17 protein-coding genes are annotated in these 15,126 nt (G+C 56.9%); 9 read left to right on the top strand and 8 right to left on the bottom strand.

What is annotated here, in order from left to right; translation table 11 throughout:
- Positions 1–101: 101 nt before the first annotated feature.
- From B8987_RS01380 to B8987_RS01410, 7 genes are all read left to right on the top strand, one after another.
- Positions 102–1,013 (top strand): hypothetical protein, encoded by a 912-nt coding sequence (locus B8987_RS01380; RefSeq protein ID WP_084660786.1) that lies wholly within the window; start codon positions 102–104, stop codon positions 1,011–1,013.
- A gap of 109 nt (positions 1,014–1,122) precedes the next feature.
- On the top strand, positions 1,123–2,367 hold the full coding sequence (locus B8987_RS01385; RefSeq protein WP_084660787.1) for a hypothetical protein: 1,245 nt from the start codon (positions 1,123–1,125) through the stop codon (positions 2,365–2,367).
- Positions 2,368–2,474: 107 nt separating this feature from the next.
- Entirely contained in the window at positions 2,475–3,134 is a 660-nt protein-coding gene (locus B8987_RS01390) for an EAL domain-containing protein (RefSeq protein ID WP_084660788.1), read from the top strand.
- 77 nt (positions 3,135–3,211) lie between these two features.
- A complete protein-coding gene (locus B8987_RS01395; protein ID WP_139793448.1) occupies positions 3,212–3,427 on the top strand; it encodes a hypothetical protein in 216 nt (71 codons plus the stop codon).
- Positions 3,428–3,467: 40 nt separating this feature from the next.
- Entirely contained in the window at positions 3,468–3,818 is a 351-nt protein-coding gene (locus B8987_RS01400; RefSeq protein WP_084660790.1) for a helix-turn-helix domain-containing protein, read from the top strand.
- Between the two features lie 69 nt (positions 3,819–3,887).
- Positions 3,888–4,232 (top strand): hypothetical protein, encoded by a 345-nt coding sequence (locus B8987_RS01405; protein WP_084660791.1) that lies wholly within the window; start codon positions 3,888–3,890, stop codon positions 4,230–4,232.
- 59 nt (positions 4,233–4,291) lie between these two features.
- The gene (locus B8987_RS01410) at positions 4,292–4,753 is read left to right on the top strand and encodes a prepilin peptidase (RefSeq protein WP_084660792.1); all 462 of its coding nucleotides are present in this window, start codon (positions 4,292–4,294) and stop codon (positions 4,751–4,753) included.
- Positions 4,754–4,759: 6 nt separating this feature from the next.
- Here the strand turns inward: B8987_RS01410 and B8987_RS01415 are convergent, their stop codons facing one another.
- From B8987_RS01415 to B8987_RS01445, 7 genes are all read right to left on the bottom strand, one after another.
- Positions 4,760–5,854, bottom strand: a complete 1,095-nt coding sequence (locus B8987_RS01415) for a hypothetical protein (protein WP_084660793.1) — start codon at positions 5,852–5,854, stop codon at positions 4,760–4,762.
- A gap of 74 nt (positions 5,855–5,928) precedes the next feature.
- A complete protein-coding gene (locus B8987_RS01420; RefSeq protein ID WP_084660794.1) occupies positions 5,929–9,195 on the bottom strand; it encodes a DEAD/DEAH box helicase family protein in 3,267 nt (1,088 codons plus the stop codon).
- Between the two features lies 1 nt (position 9,196).
- On the bottom strand, positions 9,197–9,550 hold the full coding sequence (locus tag B8987_RS01425; RefSeq protein ID WP_084660795.1) for a hypothetical protein: 354 nt from the start codon (positions 9,548–9,550) through the stop codon (positions 9,197–9,199).
- A gap of 70 nt (positions 9,551–9,620) precedes the next feature.
- On the bottom strand, positions 9,621–10,400 hold the full coding sequence (locus B8987_RS01430; RefSeq protein ID WP_084660796.1) for a hypothetical protein: 780 nt from the start codon (positions 10,398–10,400) through the stop codon (positions 9,621–9,623).
- Between the two features lie 104 nt (positions 10,401–10,504).
- Entirely contained in the window at positions 10,505–11,206 is a 702-nt protein-coding gene (locus B8987_RS01435; protein WP_084660797.1) for a hypothetical protein, read from the bottom strand.
- 116 nt (positions 11,207–11,322) lie between these two features.
- Positions 11,323–12,126, bottom strand: a complete 804-nt coding sequence (locus B8987_RS01440) for a PD-(D/E)XK nuclease family protein (protein ID WP_084660798.1) — start codon at positions 12,124–12,126, stop codon at positions 11,323–11,325.
- 5 nt (positions 12,127–12,131) lie between these two features.
- Positions 12,132–12,335, bottom strand: a complete 204-nt coding sequence (locus B8987_RS01445) for a helix-turn-helix transcriptional regulator (protein ID WP_084660799.1) — start codon at positions 12,333–12,335, stop codon at positions 12,132–12,134.
- 170 nt (positions 12,336–12,505) lie between these two features.
- Here B8987_RS01445 and B8987_RS01450 point away from each other — a divergent pair, with 170 nt between their 5' ends.
- Positions 12,506–13,105 (top strand): helix-turn-helix domain-containing protein, encoded by a 600-nt coding sequence (locus tag B8987_RS01450; protein WP_176213130.1) that lies wholly within the window; start codon positions 12,506–12,508, stop codon positions 13,103–13,105.
- On the opposite strand, the gene B8987_RS01455 is transcribed toward B8987_RS01450, so the two are convergent.
- Positions 13,074–13,268: a hypothetical protein gene (locus B8987_RS01455; RefSeq protein WP_084660801.1), complete on the bottom strand. Its 195-nt coding sequence runs from the start codon at positions 13,266–13,268 to the stop codon at positions 13,074–13,076. The two genes, B8987_RS01450 and B8987_RS01455, sit on opposite strands and share 32 nt — an antisense overlap.
- Positions 13,269–13,476: 208 nt before the next feature.
- Here B8987_RS01455 and B8987_RS01460 point away from each other — a divergent pair, with 208 nt between their 5' ends.
- Positions 13,477–15,087 carry a helix-turn-helix domain-containing protein gene (locus B8987_RS01460; RefSeq protein WP_176213131.1) on the top strand — a complete coding sequence of 537 codons (1,611 nt, stop codon included), beginning with the start codon at positions 13,477–13,479 and terminating at the stop codon, positions 15,085–15,087.
- Positions 15,088–15,126 lie beyond the last annotated feature (39 nt).

Consider the following 15,126-nt stretch of genomic DNA (forward strand, 5'->3'; position numbering starts at 1 on the left):
ATCGTTCGATTCTCCCCCTGGGAAGCTCCGAAAACCGATATCCAAAGGTTTTCGGAGCTTTTTCTTTTATGAAAGATTCACGAAAGGAGAATCGGATCATCATGCAACGCAGGAAGTGGCTGATTGCTGGAGGCGTCTTCGTGTTGATATGCGGGATGGTCGGATATTGGGCAACGCGGGGACATGGTACGCGATTTTTCACACACGCTCCCCGGGTGATATCCGTTCCATCGCATCGTTCGCGTCCTCACTTGGAGGCGTTGTCCCTCCAGAGCTCTCAAGCATCAGCATGGACAGCCTTACAACGTCGCCATCAAACTTTGATGACCATCGAATGGCGCAGCATCAGCCAGCAAATACCGGGGTTTTCGTCAGCATCTTTGGGACAGTTAACCCCCACTCTTCTGGGAGCTTCCAGCTCATTAAAAGATCCCGTTCTAGAGACTCCCGGATTTCAGCACACAATCGCGATTTGGCAACAGGATCTGTCTCACATCCCCCACACCGTTGCGCCATCAGGAATTCCTACGGCTGTGTGGGATGCCGCTTGGAATCAAACACTTCAGGATGTTGACCAAGCTGTAGGGCCCGATCCTCTCGCACTCGATGAGCAATTGGCTCCGCACGAAGGTCACGCTTTTCAACGACTGATTGTTCATCGTTATGCATTGTGGCACACGTGGCAAGCCCAACACGCCTGGATGACGACCATATTTGTGTCCGTGGGACCGTTTAGACGTCCATATCATCGAGTCGTGTCTTGGACGGTGATTCGTCCCCCAGTCCATCTCAGCACGAGTCAATTGCATGTCATTACGATGACCCGCGTCCCCTTTATTGTCACAGAATATCTCATCACGGCTCAGCATCAAACTCTCTCGTTCGCTCAAAGTGGTTTTGTTGTTTTAGGATTGTTCCGGGTGAACCAAACATGGCATTGGGCGTTGGAAACGCTGGTTTTGAGTCCCCCAACAACTCTTCCCGCTTATCCGAAGCCCTCTTCCACAAAGTAGGGTGAGAGCATCCGGAAGCGTGGGATCGATGTACGGTCGAAGCCCTGTACAATGAAAAGCAATCACGCAACATTGTGAACACGTTGACACGAAAGGAGGACATCATATCATGTCTCGTCTGGTGGGGCGTCTCGCGGGAAGTTTGGGTGCGCTCGCACTTCTGACTTTGCTTCCCGTTCCGGCTTATGCATGGAGTTGGTCCGGGGGTTCGTCATCCGGCGGCTGGTCATCGGGTGGCTGGAGTACGCCTACGACCACTACAGGAGGTTGGAGTTCTGGCGGAGGATATACGAGTAGCAATTACACTAGCGGCGGTTCCAGTGGCGGATGGGATCCGAGTCTTTATGGCATGTCATCGGGCAACAGTTTCGTGGGGGGGTATACGATTGGCGGCGTGAGCATTCCTACGGCGTCCATTATCGGCACCTCGACGGGCTATGTTCCGCCGGGATCATCCACCACAGGATTCTCGTTCGGTAATGCCTATGGGAATTCCCAAACCGGTATTCACTCCAGCGGCACGTCCTGGACGCCGGCAAGTGGTACCTCTGATCCGCTCACGCAAACCATTGGCACGAGTACCCCAGGTTTTCAGCCGACGGGAAACGGCCAATATACGTATAATGGGTGTGCGGCTCAAGGGGGCATCACCGCCTATAACGTAGCTACTGGAAAGTCCTATTGCCAAACGGGGACGTTTGTGAATGGGCAATATATTCCCCCACAATGTCCGGCCGGCGAAGCGCAAATTGACAACGATGGCGTGTGTCAAGGAACCGGGAGTGATAGTCCGGGCATCTACCCGCAATGGACGTTTTCCGCGTGTGTGAACGGGCAGCAAACGGAATACACGCACAACGTCCAAACCGATGCGGTCGTCAGTCAGAGTACGGTGTCGTGTGTGGCGAATCCGGCCCCTACGTCCAATCCGCCCACCGGTGGGTCCTCGACGCCGATCTACACGCCGCCACCGACCTATACCCCGCCCACCTATACGCCGCCGCCCGTGGTGACGACGAGCACGCAAACGGTGGTCGGCACCTTCACGTTTGCGGCCTGTATGCCGAATCCGGAAGAGACGACCTATAATGGGCAGCCGATTCAGCCGCCGCAAAACGACCAATGGGTCACAGCAGGGAATGCCCCACCCAATACCTTGTTGCCGGGGCCCGGGTGGGCGATTGACGTGGCCCCGCAAACGTTGGTGACCACCACGTGCACGGGGACCGGGGCCGATCAGTCGTGCACGCAATCCTCGCAGCCCGATGGGAGCGTGTACCAGGAAGCCTACGATCCCAATGATTGCCCGTATCCTGTGGTGCAGTTTGCGCCCAATCCGACGGTGCAGAAGTAACGAACCATAACGCCTAATGCGTATCCCCCGTCCGTAATCCGACTCTGCGGTCTCGGACGGGGGTTTTTTGGGTCTGATGATTCCGGCAAAAGGAGGCGACAGCACGGGTGCGCGCACTCACGTTATGGACCCAACCGATTTGTGCCACGACATCCGGGGATGTCGTCGGCGTCGAATGGCTCACCCGATGGAACGGCGAGACGACCGCCGCGGGATTGTGGCAGTGGGCTGAGCAAACCGCACAGATTACACGGCTCGAAACCCGCGTGTTAGAAGTGTTACAAGCCTGGCGGCAGACGTCCGAAGCCCCGCAAGGCATTTGGTTTATCAATTTGCATCCGCACGGGATTGTGACAACGCCCGAATTTCCGTCGGCTCTCGCGCTCTGGAGTCGCCGATTGGATCCGGTCGTATGGGAATTGCTCGAACACCCGGGATGGACCGCTCCTGTGGTGAAGGCATTGGCTCAGGCTGGTCAAATTGCCCTCGATGATTGGGGCGACAGCGTGGAATCGACCACACGTCTCGTGACGTGGCCCATTCGATGGGTCAAACTCGACCGCACAATCACCCGTCAGCTCATTCGGCCGGACATGCTGGCGTGGGTTCGCTGGATTCAGCACTTTGCGTTTGGGGGGCCGCTCTCGTGGATCGCAGAAGGGGTCGAAACGCCGGAAGAACGGACCGCGTGTGCGGCGGCCCACATTCCGTTTGTGCAAGGCTTTGGGGTGTCGCCACCACGACCGTATCGGACTATTGGGTGGTAATGTCGGATCGTCTTGACGTACAATGATCGGGAGAAAGGTTCTGGGCCACAACGCAAGGAACACGAGGAGGAAATGTAGTGTACTGTATGCAACGGATTACGGATCCGGCCGCGATCCAGGCCGTGATCACGCAAGCCCCGCCGTTTGGTCCCGGCTGGGATCCGGCGGTGATGACGGGAGCAGATGCCTTGGAGATCTGGGCGACCACGATCACGGATCCCACCGATTATGTGGCCTTTCGCTTAATGCACGGCTCACAGATCCTGCGAGAACTGCAAATTCCAGGATATTAACGGGGGCGGGAGACGTCCCCAGGCATCAGGGGGGATGGTCATGGAACGTTTGACATGGCGCACCTGGTGGGATCGCCTACGCCGGGGACCCGACATTGCCGAAGGTTCGGGCGTTGTTCCGTTCATCCCGCCGCGTCGGATCTTGCCGGTCCGTCCCACCCCTCCCTCTCCGGTCTTATCGCCCCCTACGTGGTCGACCGTGTTACGCACGGTGCGGCAATGGCCGTCGGGCATGCCGATCACGTCCGATTTGTTGGCCCAACGCTTTGGCGTGGGCCGAGGCCAGGCGTGGCGCTGGCTGCAACGGCTCGAACGGGCGGGGTTAGTGCGGGTCGTGCTAGGGCCGCCAGATCGTCACGGCACCCGCCGCAAGCAACGCTTTGTCTCCTAGTTCATCATCCCCCGCATTCCAAAATTGGTCTGAGACTCCCTGTCCGTGACACAAGGAGAAGAGATCATCATGGCCGCCTTTTCTATGACAGATCGTCCGACGATTTTGCTCGCGTGTTTGGGCTTGCATCGAGAGGATTTTGATCGGTTTCGGTCCGCCGGCCTGGTGTCGGACTATATTTGGGTAGAAACTCGCTGTGGTGGAGACAATCGGCAATTGTGCGCATCCGCCTTGCAACGTCTGACCACCCACCCATGTTGGGATGGAATTGAAGACGACGAAGAAGATTCTACGTATGCGACGTGTTGGTTTCGGTTTCCTTCGGCCTATCAGGATGCGCTAGTGCAGATCACGCATCACCCCGACGATGCGACCGCGTGGCAGCATCTGGCTGATCGGATCATGCTCTCGTGAACATGATGCCCTAGGTCCTCTTTCCTAGAGGTGATGGTTGCAGACAAAGAAGGTGCGACATGGGATCTTTCTCGGCGTTCTGGGGGCTGACAGGTGCGTGGATTCTGCTCATCGCCGCGCAAGTGTGGTCTGACGCGCGCCATCGCCAATTGCCCTTTGAATGGACGGGCCTGGCCGGCCTCGTCGGATTGATCACGTTTGCGGTCGTCCATCCGGTCGTGCACGGGGCCATCTGGATCGGGCATGTAGCGGCCGCACTCGGATGGGGCGGTCTGGGATGGGGCCTGTGGGTGTTGGGGTTTTTGGGATTAGGGGATGCGGCGACGTTCGCCATCTTTGGTCTCTTGTTTGGCGCGGGGCTCACGCTTCTCGTGGTCGCCGCCAGTTACGGGCTGATCGGATGGCTTGTCATTGTCTGGCGCGGCGTGTTCCGCCGCCCGGTTCCGGATGCTTGGCCCTTTGGCGTCTTCTTGTGGCCGCTTTCGTTGGGTGCGTGGATCTGGATGTGGATACCGCACTAAGTACCTTCACCGCTCCGATTGGGCGTGCATGGTACAGATCGTGGACCAGGTGCGGCTCTGACAATGCTCGTGCTGGCACCGAAAGCCCACCGCATGGGTGCGGGCATTCCAGAACACGGCGGTTTCGGACATCCCACTATATCCCGAGTGCTCAGCCTGCCAGGGGCACTCTACAAAGATGCGGACCCCCTCGTTGTATGGATGGGGATCGGATCGCACAGGAATCTGCCAGGTGGTTAACAAGGCCAACAAGGCATCCGGCGTGGGAACCCGATGTCCTGCTCCTTCGACTTCCGGTGCGGCGGGGCGCAGGTCGTGGGACGATTCCGGCGTCGGAATCCAGGCCCAAATCCGCCGGGCCTGATGGATCGTCAGCGGATGCTGGCGGTCTGGCACCGCGAGCAATCGCGCGGGCCACCACGGACGCTCCGACGTGGGATCGCCTTTCCGGGGCGTGGTGCCATAAATTTTGGAAATGCGGGAAGCATTAAAGACACTACCGTCTACGTTCACGGTGGTAGTGGTAAAGCGTTGGGCCAAAATTTGCAACATCTCCCGCACGAACACGGTCATTTCGGGTGTATTCGGCCAATCCGCTAGCGGATACACGAGGTGCACGCCGTTGCCCGACAATCCTTGGGCAGGGCGGGGCCATCCGAGCTGAGCCAAGGCGTGGCCGATTTGTTGCGCCGTCACAATAGCGGCCCGGCGTTCCGCGACCGTGGCGTTGGTGTGCGCTGGGCGTTGGGGATCGAGATCCACGAGCAGCCACCGCCGCACGAGAATATCAGCATCCCCGGCCGCTCGTCCCCCACGGTGCAACCGATTGCGGGGATACGGCCAATTGGGATCGAGCCGCACGGGATTCAAGGTGGCATAAATACCGGAGACCGCCGGATCGGTATCGGACTGGCGGACGGCTTGCTGAAACGCCCGGCCATCCGTAAATCGCCCAATCGCCGGCAGGCCATCCCGATAGAGCACGCGTACTTCGACTTCGGCGTCGGGCGTGATAAGATACGCCCACCAGCGGGCAATATCCGCCGCGTTGGGCTGATCACGTCCCCCATCAGTGGGTAAGATGGTAGAGCCAGGCGGCACCGTGGATCACTCCTTCCCACCACAATCCCGCTATCGCCATTTCCTTGACGATTTGCCCCCACGAAGGTCCGCGTTTAGCCATGGCGCACCTTCCTTGCAGCCTGTCGGGGTAGGCGATCAATGAGCCACGAGGCTTCCCCTTTGGTCAACCCCTCAATCAGCGCCTCGGGTGTCCCGTGTTGACGCAACCACGCTTTTTGCTTGGGGGTCGCGGGGGCCAATTTCCACAAGGCATCCGCCAAGGCTTGCTGCGCGGCACGGGGCGGCGTGCCGAGCAGGTCGGCCCATCGGGTAGCCCGCCCCACGGTCCACGCTTGCAACGCCTCGCGATGGCGATCCAACACCCACGACGCGGCCCATTTGGGTAGGGATTGTGCTTCGGATGCGGGCCAACCGAACTCTTGCAAGCGTTGCTGTTGAAGCGGCGTGCTCGGGCCGTCGGGGTTAATCATGCCAAACTGGACACATCGTGCGACGATCTCCTGCTGACTATCCGGATCGTCCGCGATTTCGGCCAATGCGTCGGCCAAATCCCGCCAGTCCACACTCGGAGCCGCATCCTCGACTAGATCCGTAAACAAATCGGGCACGTGTTCGCTGTGGAGCCGATCAAGGGGCACGAGCTGCATCAGCCATTGTTCATCGTCGGTGGACAACCGAGCTTCGCGGGCCAAAGCCGTACTCACCCGGGTCCCAGAGACCAGGTCCCGTCGCAACCCCAGCAAATCGCGCACGGAGATAATTTTATGACGCCGGGTGTTGTCCGCAACGTCGATCAGAATCATCTGATCTTTGCCGGGGGCGGGGCGCGTCCCGCGCCCGACCGTTTGGGTAAACAGGGCCAGCGATTTGGTGGGACGAGCTAGTATGATGGTTTCGACTGTGGGTTCATCGAAGCCCTCACTATTTCCCATCACAGTGACCGTGCCATGCCGTCGCGTGATAATATTGCCAGACGTTGTTCTCACACACCACACTCGCTCGGATTTCCAATCGGTCTCAAATTGCAGCGTATACTTTGACTTTCGATTGCTGATCCGATGGACATCTTCACGCTCAATGGACAGTGAATATTGCGGAGACCATCCAGGAGGTATCGAGCGAACAGGTTTTAAGGACGCTCGATACCCTCGACAGACAGCAATTGCTTGGAGCAGTTCGAGGAGTGCTCGGTGAGTTTTCGTAATGACGTAAGTTTGAGGTCGTAGGCGTCCGTCGCCATGATTTCCATCCGCGAGCCACAGTCCCTCAATCAGCGCCGCGAATTGTTCTTGAGAGAGTCCCCAGAGCAATGGGGAACCTTTTTTGTTTAAATAAGGTTCCAACGGAAAGAGGCCACGACGTTTTTGTGAACCAAATCCTGTGCCTCGAGGAAAGCTCCAAGACCAGTGTGCAACGAGATTGTCACCCGATGCTCGTTCTTGATAACGGCGACGAAAATCGACATCCAATTGCGCAATCACGCCTTCAATCCACGCGATTATCCAGGCATTATGAACGTTTTCAACGATTTTGTACTCGATCCCGCCACTTAATAATCGGTTGGCTGAACCATCACCTAGCCAATACCCAATAAATCGGCATTCTGCGAGCGTCAGCTCCGATGGCGCTTTGTATCGCAATCCATATCGGACGTTAAATCGCCGCGTCGCTTCTTTAATCGATTCTTTGAACCCATATCCTTCTCGTTTGCGTAAGGTGTACGCATTGGCTGAAATCATGCGTTGATATTGTTGTGGAGATAAGTCGGGTGGTTGTTCTGGTTGGATATCTAACGGATCAGCTATCCCGGAAATTGGTAATTGAAGGGCGCGTCCGACAAGATCGCGGGCCGGGGCTTTTTTAAACTGTCCTTCGCGACTAGTCCGATATAAAAGCCGATGTCCTTCGGTTACACGGATGCTCCGATGCGGGGTTTCCAAGACCACCATACGTTCCCACCACGCACGCGGGCGACGCACAATATCCAAGGGGGGTTCAAAGGTAATTTGACCGTTTGCCCAATTTGCTACGCGATGGGCAGGGGTCATCGCATCGATGCCCACAAATCCCTCGCTCGTTAAGATTTCGGTCTCTTCGTCCAAGCAGAGCACGGCTGCATTAGTGACAATCCGCGTTGTTCCAGATCGCAACCGCGTCAACACATCTCGGCGCGCTTCAAGCGGCATGGTGCCGTCCACCGCTTCCGCGGCCAAACCAACACTTCGGAACGTTTGAGCTAAATCATGGGCATGTTGAACCCCGGCGGCAAATACAATCGCTTTGGTGCCCGGGGCGTGGGTTTGGTACGCGGATACAATCAGCGCATTCCGCTCGGACGAATTCAACACGCTTTGCAATTGCCCTTCCACAAAGTCCCCGCCCCGAGTCGGGACCGCATCGAGATCGGCCGATCCCTGCACGCGCACCGCTTGAATATCGACCAACCAGCCGTCTTGAATGGCCTCCCGAATGCCATAGCTATACACAATTTTGTCAAACACGGTCTCTAAACTCGTGAGATCGGTACGAAACGGTGTGGCACTCACGCCGAGCAAGAGATCCGGCTGCAGATAATCGAGAATTTTTCTGTAGGACGGCGCGGGGGCGTGATGGCAGTTGTGAACGACAATGCCAGCCTGTCCCACTGAGTACGTATGAGGGAAAGCCACATCTAAGTTAAATACGTCGACCGGGGTTGCCATACGCATGGGCATCGCTTCTACCACGTTGACCCAACCCCTTCGACTCAAAACCGAATCGCCAGGTTGTAAAAATTCGGCTTCAATCCATCCTTCGCGGGTATAAAATGGGTGATTGCACGTACAACGAAGAATTTCGGAGGTGTTCAGTGTGATTTGCATTAACCCCGTGGTTGACCGGTGATGCGTCATGATGACAGGCACGGATACCCAACGGTGGGTATCGGGATCAAATGTGCGTAAAATCTCGCCCGGCCGCCACCTTTCAATCGGCCGTCCATCGACCAATGTCCCCGCCGGAAAACATTCATCCACCACCACGGTGGCAAACCGATCCCGGGGCCACCGATGTAACCGCCGAGCATGGAGCGATTGCACGCTCGCCACCACGACCGGGGCTTCCCATTGATCTTCGGGTCCCTTGACGATGCCCACCGACGCCTCCGGCCACACGTGCTGGATTTTGTCGGCAGCCTGACGAACGAGTTCGTCGCGATGCGCCAGGACCAACGCCGTTCCGCCCTGACGACGTAGTAATTCGGACAGCACGATGGTCTTCCCTGTACCGGTAGCCATGCTCACCACCGGCCTCTTTACCCCTTGACGATGGGCTTGCGTGATAGCATTCAAGGCGGCTTCCTGATAGGGACGCAGTTCCATATCAGATCCCCTCCTCCGAATGCGTGACCGCCCACTGCAAAATGGACCACAACGCGGTACTCCACGATGCTGATCCACGAGCTTGGTTCACCCATGCATTAAGCGAAGGGGGTAAATATACCCACATCATGCGATCCCGGATCAGGGATTCGCGGGGCGGCGCGGGTGGCAATTGAGGAACTGACGACGCGATAGTCCACCGGATCACCGCTTGGCGCATCCATTCACTGAGCGTTTGTTCGGACTGTCGGGCATGCATTTCGATCATCTCGTAAAGCTGTTGAGAGACATACACAGGATGACGTACAGTGTTCCCAGGGGCAGACCCCTCTTCCCGCACAGTAAGCGTGACCATATTAGCCAACCTCCTTATATCCAAGAACGGTATTGAGACGTTGGGAAGGGCCTAGCCCTTCCCAACGTTTTTATTTTTCGTGGGCAAAAGCCCACGCGGACGGATCTGCTTGGGTCGCACGCCATACACCGCGTACCCGAACGCTCCCCATCGTCGCGGGGAACAAGATTTCTTCGGTGATCTCCGTGCGGATTGGAATCTCTGGAGCCGATTGAACATGGAAGGAAGAGGAATCTGGGTGCCGGTTGGACACCTGTTCGTAGAGCTGCGAGATCAGTGCGGGAGCTTCCGCGCGGCTTCGGCCCCGGACTTTCAGGTGGGCTTCAAGGGCCAGCAACCGTAACGTGTGCTGCAGAGCCGGTTTGCCGGTTGCGTGTTCCAGTGCCGCATTCAAAGCCTGATCAATGGCTTCCATGGCCTCCTGTTGAGCGGCCGACTCCAGCCAATTTTTGTGCTCTCGGAGCAAGCGCTCTCGGCCACGCCCGCTGAGTGTTTCCCATTGTGCGTGCAGCCACAAAAACTCCGCGATCTGGCGGAGGCTGGGGGCCTGCCCGCGGGTTCGGGACGGGGCTACGGGTTCCTCGGTGAGCCACCACACGTCGGAACCTGCGGACTGAAATTGCGACAAATACTCACGTAGCCAGCGGATTTCATCCCGAGCAGCACGTATTGCAATCCGGTAGTTCGCGAGGATCTGCCGTAACGTGCGCTGGAGTTGTTGTCGAATCACGCGCCGCTGTTGGGTTCGATCTGCGGCTTTTTGGAGTTTGACTTTGGGGGTTTTGGTTGTCTTTTTTGGTTCGGTCGGCTGGTCCGACGCAGGAGAAACGGATAAAATTGAACCGTTCATGATTTTTGCCTCCTGAATTAGGGTAAGGGGTAAAAAGTCGTGGACACGTGATGTTGATGTTGACTAGGCCGAGGTGGGTGGCAGCCCGCCTCGGTTGATTGTTTTTACACTGAACGATCCGCATAGGCGAGGGCGGAGACATACTCTTGGTACATGCGGGCTAAAGGACCATCCTGCAACCGTTGCGCGAGATCGGTCTGCGCTGCATCATCAAGCACGCCTAGCTCGTCGATGCGGAGTACACCCCACTCCTGCCCCCCGCGTTTTTGCGGCGTGATCGTGAGGGACACGTGAATTTGTCCCAACTTGAGTCTCCGGGCTGCAGCGCGGGTCACAAAGCGGCTGACCACGCGCAAACTGGTAGGGGGCGCGACCACGACAATCGGTAAATATTCGCCGTCGCGGAGGAACAATAAGAGCCGCTTCTCCCGACACGCTTTGCCTTTGCCCCCGTTCGGCGCGGACCGCCAGCGGTTCAACGGACACGTTGCGCATTCTCTCATTTCGGTGGGACCAGTTTCACCTGCCACCGGATCTAGCCGATACAACCCGTGCTGTGAATCCACCAATTCGCACACCGTAAGCTGATCGTCTGGGTTTTTGTCATCGGGAATCGCGTACCAACGACTGGGCCGGACGGCCAAGATCACCCCTGTCATCGTAGAGATTGCTTCGCCTTCGGATTCGAACGCCCGGGCTTTGATCCGGTAGCGTTCAGGTTGCAGGTCAGCCTCCGGGAAATCGGGTGCGGTCGGGAGCGCGGGAATGGGAACGTTATTTTCAGAAATTTGGGGCACGGTGGCCATTGTTTCATCATCCTTTCTGTTGGTTGATCGGTGTCATGGTCCGGGGGTGTGTCCCCCGGCCTCCTCGCGGAGGTGGGCGCATCGTTCTTCGACGGTGCCCCCATCCCCGCGAGCCATTACGCGAGCGTTGGGAACCCAAACCGGTCGGCACACACGGCAACGAACGGGCACCCGGAGCATCCGTAAGCGCTGTAGGGATTGGGCACAATGCGGTCCGGATCGTCTGCTTGTTCTTGCGCCCACGCCAATTGCTGGCGGACGCGGTCGATGCTCTGCTCTGTCACCGGGACCGGGATCGTGAGGGTTTGCGGGGTTTTCGTTCGAATCAGGTAGTCCAGCGCAAACGGCGCCGTTTCCCCGGTTTTTTGCGCCCACGCCAGGACGTACAGGGGCGCTTGCAGGGATTTGCGGATCACGTCGGTCCCATTCGGTGTACGTTTGGTGGTTTTAAGGTCGCGAATTTGACCTTGTTCGTCGATCACGTCGATCACACAAGTCACCGGGATGCCGTCGATGTCCGCTTCCAGTCGCTGTTCCGTGGCTTGCGGCGTTCCGATTGCCGGGCGAATCGCGCTGTCCCAGAGGTCGGTCAGAGGCAGCCAGCTCTCGGGGTCCACGCCGACGGCCTCGTCCGCCGCGGCCAGTGCCGCTTCCTCGCGGTCGGCACCTTGCAATCGCGATTCCACAAAGCGGTGGACCGCTTTACCGATGGCCGCATCGGGACGGGATGGCCATTCAAAGTCATCCGGGAGATCAAAAACGCCGGTACTCCATGCGCCACGGGCGGGACACATGAGCCAGTCGACCAAGCGGGTTGGCGACCAGTTGCCGCAGGGCAACGGCCCGGTGGCGTACGATGCGGTATCGGTTGCCAAAATGTCTTCGAGGGTAAAGCGGTCGGACGCTTTGGAGGGAGTCATTCAAATTACCGTCCTTTCTCTGAATTATCGGGTGGAAGAATGCGCTCGATAGGCACTTGCAAAATTGATGCCAGTCTTCTGTAGATCTGCACATTTCCCTGCCGTTCGCCGCGCTCAATCCGAGCAAGATAGGACTGCGAAACGCCCACACTGTCCGCTAATTCTTTTTGCGTCAGATGATGCGCTTGTCGAAGTTGCCGAAGTACCATCGTCACCCTGTCCTTTCCGCCACTCTTTTTCTATTATTATATTCCTCACAGGCCATTTGTCAATGCGGACAGTGCCTTTACGAAAGGTTTTTTGCCTTGATATGTCTCCGTGTCATAAACTGGTCGTACACTACAAGGTAAAGAGCAATTGACATGTTGGGGTGACGCCATTGTTAGGAGACCGACTCCGAGCTGTTCGGAAAGATCGGGGATACACGCAAGCACAAGTCGCGGATGCAGCGGGGGTTTCCCAATTCACGCTGAGCCATTATGAAAACGGCACCAGACAACCTCCTTGTGACGTTTTGGTCAGCATTTCTGACTTTTTGGATGTGTCCGTTGATTTTCTGCTTGGTCGATCTGATGAGCGTCATTACTCTCATCTCCCGGGCCGTCAAGTGCCTCTCGACGTGGGAAAGCGATTGACTATCGTGCGCGAGGCCCGGCATTTATCCATCGAACAATGCGCGACGCTTGTAAAAGTGTCATCGGATCGTTGGAGACAATGGGAAGCGGAAGAACGCCCCCCCACATGGCCGCAAATTCTCCAAATCGCTGATACGTTTCAAATTAGTCTGGACTGGTTGCTCAATCGTCCCCAGATGCTGTTCCCCACGAGCGAACCGGCTACAATTTCCGAAGCCGAGTGGAAACGGACACAAGTCACGATTGCCGTCATGGAAGCTTTATGGCGTCAACGTATATCCAGCAAGGAATGGGAGGCCACGGAACGCCGCGTCACCGCGTCGGCCACTGATCGTCTGGAATAGGTGGTCCCGCACATCCGGACGCAATCCAGCGGTCGTATTGGCCGGCGTGAATACCGTCAAAGCGGCGCACGAGATCTTCGAGCTGTTCCGGTGTCCAGGTGGCAAAGGGATTGTCGTGCTCCGCGAGAGCCACCACCCGCAGATACTCGGGCATTTTGTGCATCGGATATACCTCCTGACAACCTCCAAAGCGCTGGAGAGCTTTGGATGAATTACAAAATTGCAACCAGCTCTACAACAACATAACAACGCACATCAATTAACAATATGCTATCTGGTATTATTTTATTACCATATGGGATATCTGTCAAGGCATTTATGCCATCCCAATAAGATATAATAGAGATATGACAAATACGGGAGGATGCTATGTGAAAGAGCAGTCGTTTGGAGTCAAACTTCAAGCCATCCGCAAGCGTTTGGGATTGAGCCAGACGGATTTAGCCAAGATGATCGGCACGACGCAAAACAACATCAGTCGTTATGAGCAAGGATTGCGACGCCCGAGTTTTGACACCTTAAAAAGGATCTCGGATGCTCTGAATGTGTCCATGGACGAACTTTCGGACGGTGCCATTATCGAATTCAATCGAAACCCGATCGGAGTAACATCCCCATCATGGGCATCCTTCGTGTTTTCGTTGCAAAACGCTTATCAATGGACGACAGAGCAGTTGGCCCAACAGCTACAAATTCCTTTGGATGAACTCTTGCCTCCCCGCTCCACCGGACGCCCATCGGTGCAGGCCGTGCAAGCAATCGCTTCGTTTTTGGGCGTTTCTCAATTATCAATAGCCATTCTCGCGGGATACATGGATCGGGATACCACTCTCGATGCCATCATAGATCTCATGCAGTGGCCGTGGCGGAAACTCGCTCCCTATCATTCTGACTGGTACAACCGTCATGGAGGAGCTTTTTTGCGGGCGTGCCGCACCGCGCAAGATCAGTCGATAGATACGGTAGTCCATCGGTGGAATACTTACTGGGATCGGTCTCTCACAATTGATGATTGGAACCTATTGGAAAGTCAGGGTGTCTTGCGCACTCCGTGGGACTCTCACCATCCCACGGCTCGATTAGATGAACTGCCCGGAATTTGGCTCTGGGCCTTGGTCATGGCGTGTGAAACGATTCCTGGCTCCTTGTACTCGGATGTGGTGGGACTAACCGCTCTGTTAGGCCGTATATCCACGAAAGGCCCCCTCCGTCAAGTGTGGTTTACTGGGAATCGTGATTATGAGATGTTGATAGCGGCGTTTGATATAACCCTCGACAAAGCGCATGACACGCTAGACGTGGTATCTTTTCGTGAGCGAGTTCGGACAGCACTGGAGTCAACTCCAGCTTCAGTTGCCCCTTCCACTACCCCACCTTTGCCCGTTCGGTCGATTCCTCTTCTCGGTCGCGTCGTCGCCGGCATTCCGGTCGAAGCGCAGGCCGATCAGCAAGGCGAACTCCGGATTCCCCAGGAAGATCCCGGCGATTTCGCCGTCATCGTGCACGGGGATAGCATGGTGCACGCGGGCATTACCGAAGGCGATGTCGTCATTGCGGAACAGGTGCAGCCCGGTCAGGACGTGCCCTCTCAGTCCCTGGTGATTGCCCTCGTGAACGGGGAGCAAACGCTCAAATGGCTTATGCGCGATACGGATGGGACGTGGTGGCTGCGCGCGGCCAATCCGCAATATCCCGATATCCCGCTAGATCCCCAACGCGATCGCGTGGTGGGACTAGTGCGCGGGATTCAACGGCGTCCCCCGGCCCCATCATCGGCCTCATCCCGTCCGGTCGCATCGTCCGATTCCTGGGATGATCTGACCCCGGATCAACGGGACCTGCTCGCCGCCCAACAACAGATGATTGCCGAGCAACAGCAGCTTCTTCAAGCTATGCTCGTCCGTTTTCGTCGGATGAACCAGGCGGCGCGATCGCGCGCATCGCGGCCCGATGACAACGATCCCCAGGATCCCCCGTTTTAACGGGAGACACCGTTTTGCCCATCTTGATAAGGAAAAGGA

The sequence above is a fragment of the Sulfobacillus thermosulfidooxidans DSM 9293 genome, assembly GCF_900176145.1.
Classification (GTDB): domain Bacteria; phylum Bacillota; class Sulfobacillia; order Sulfobacillales; family Sulfobacillaceae; genus Sulfobacillus; species Sulfobacillus thermosulfidooxidans.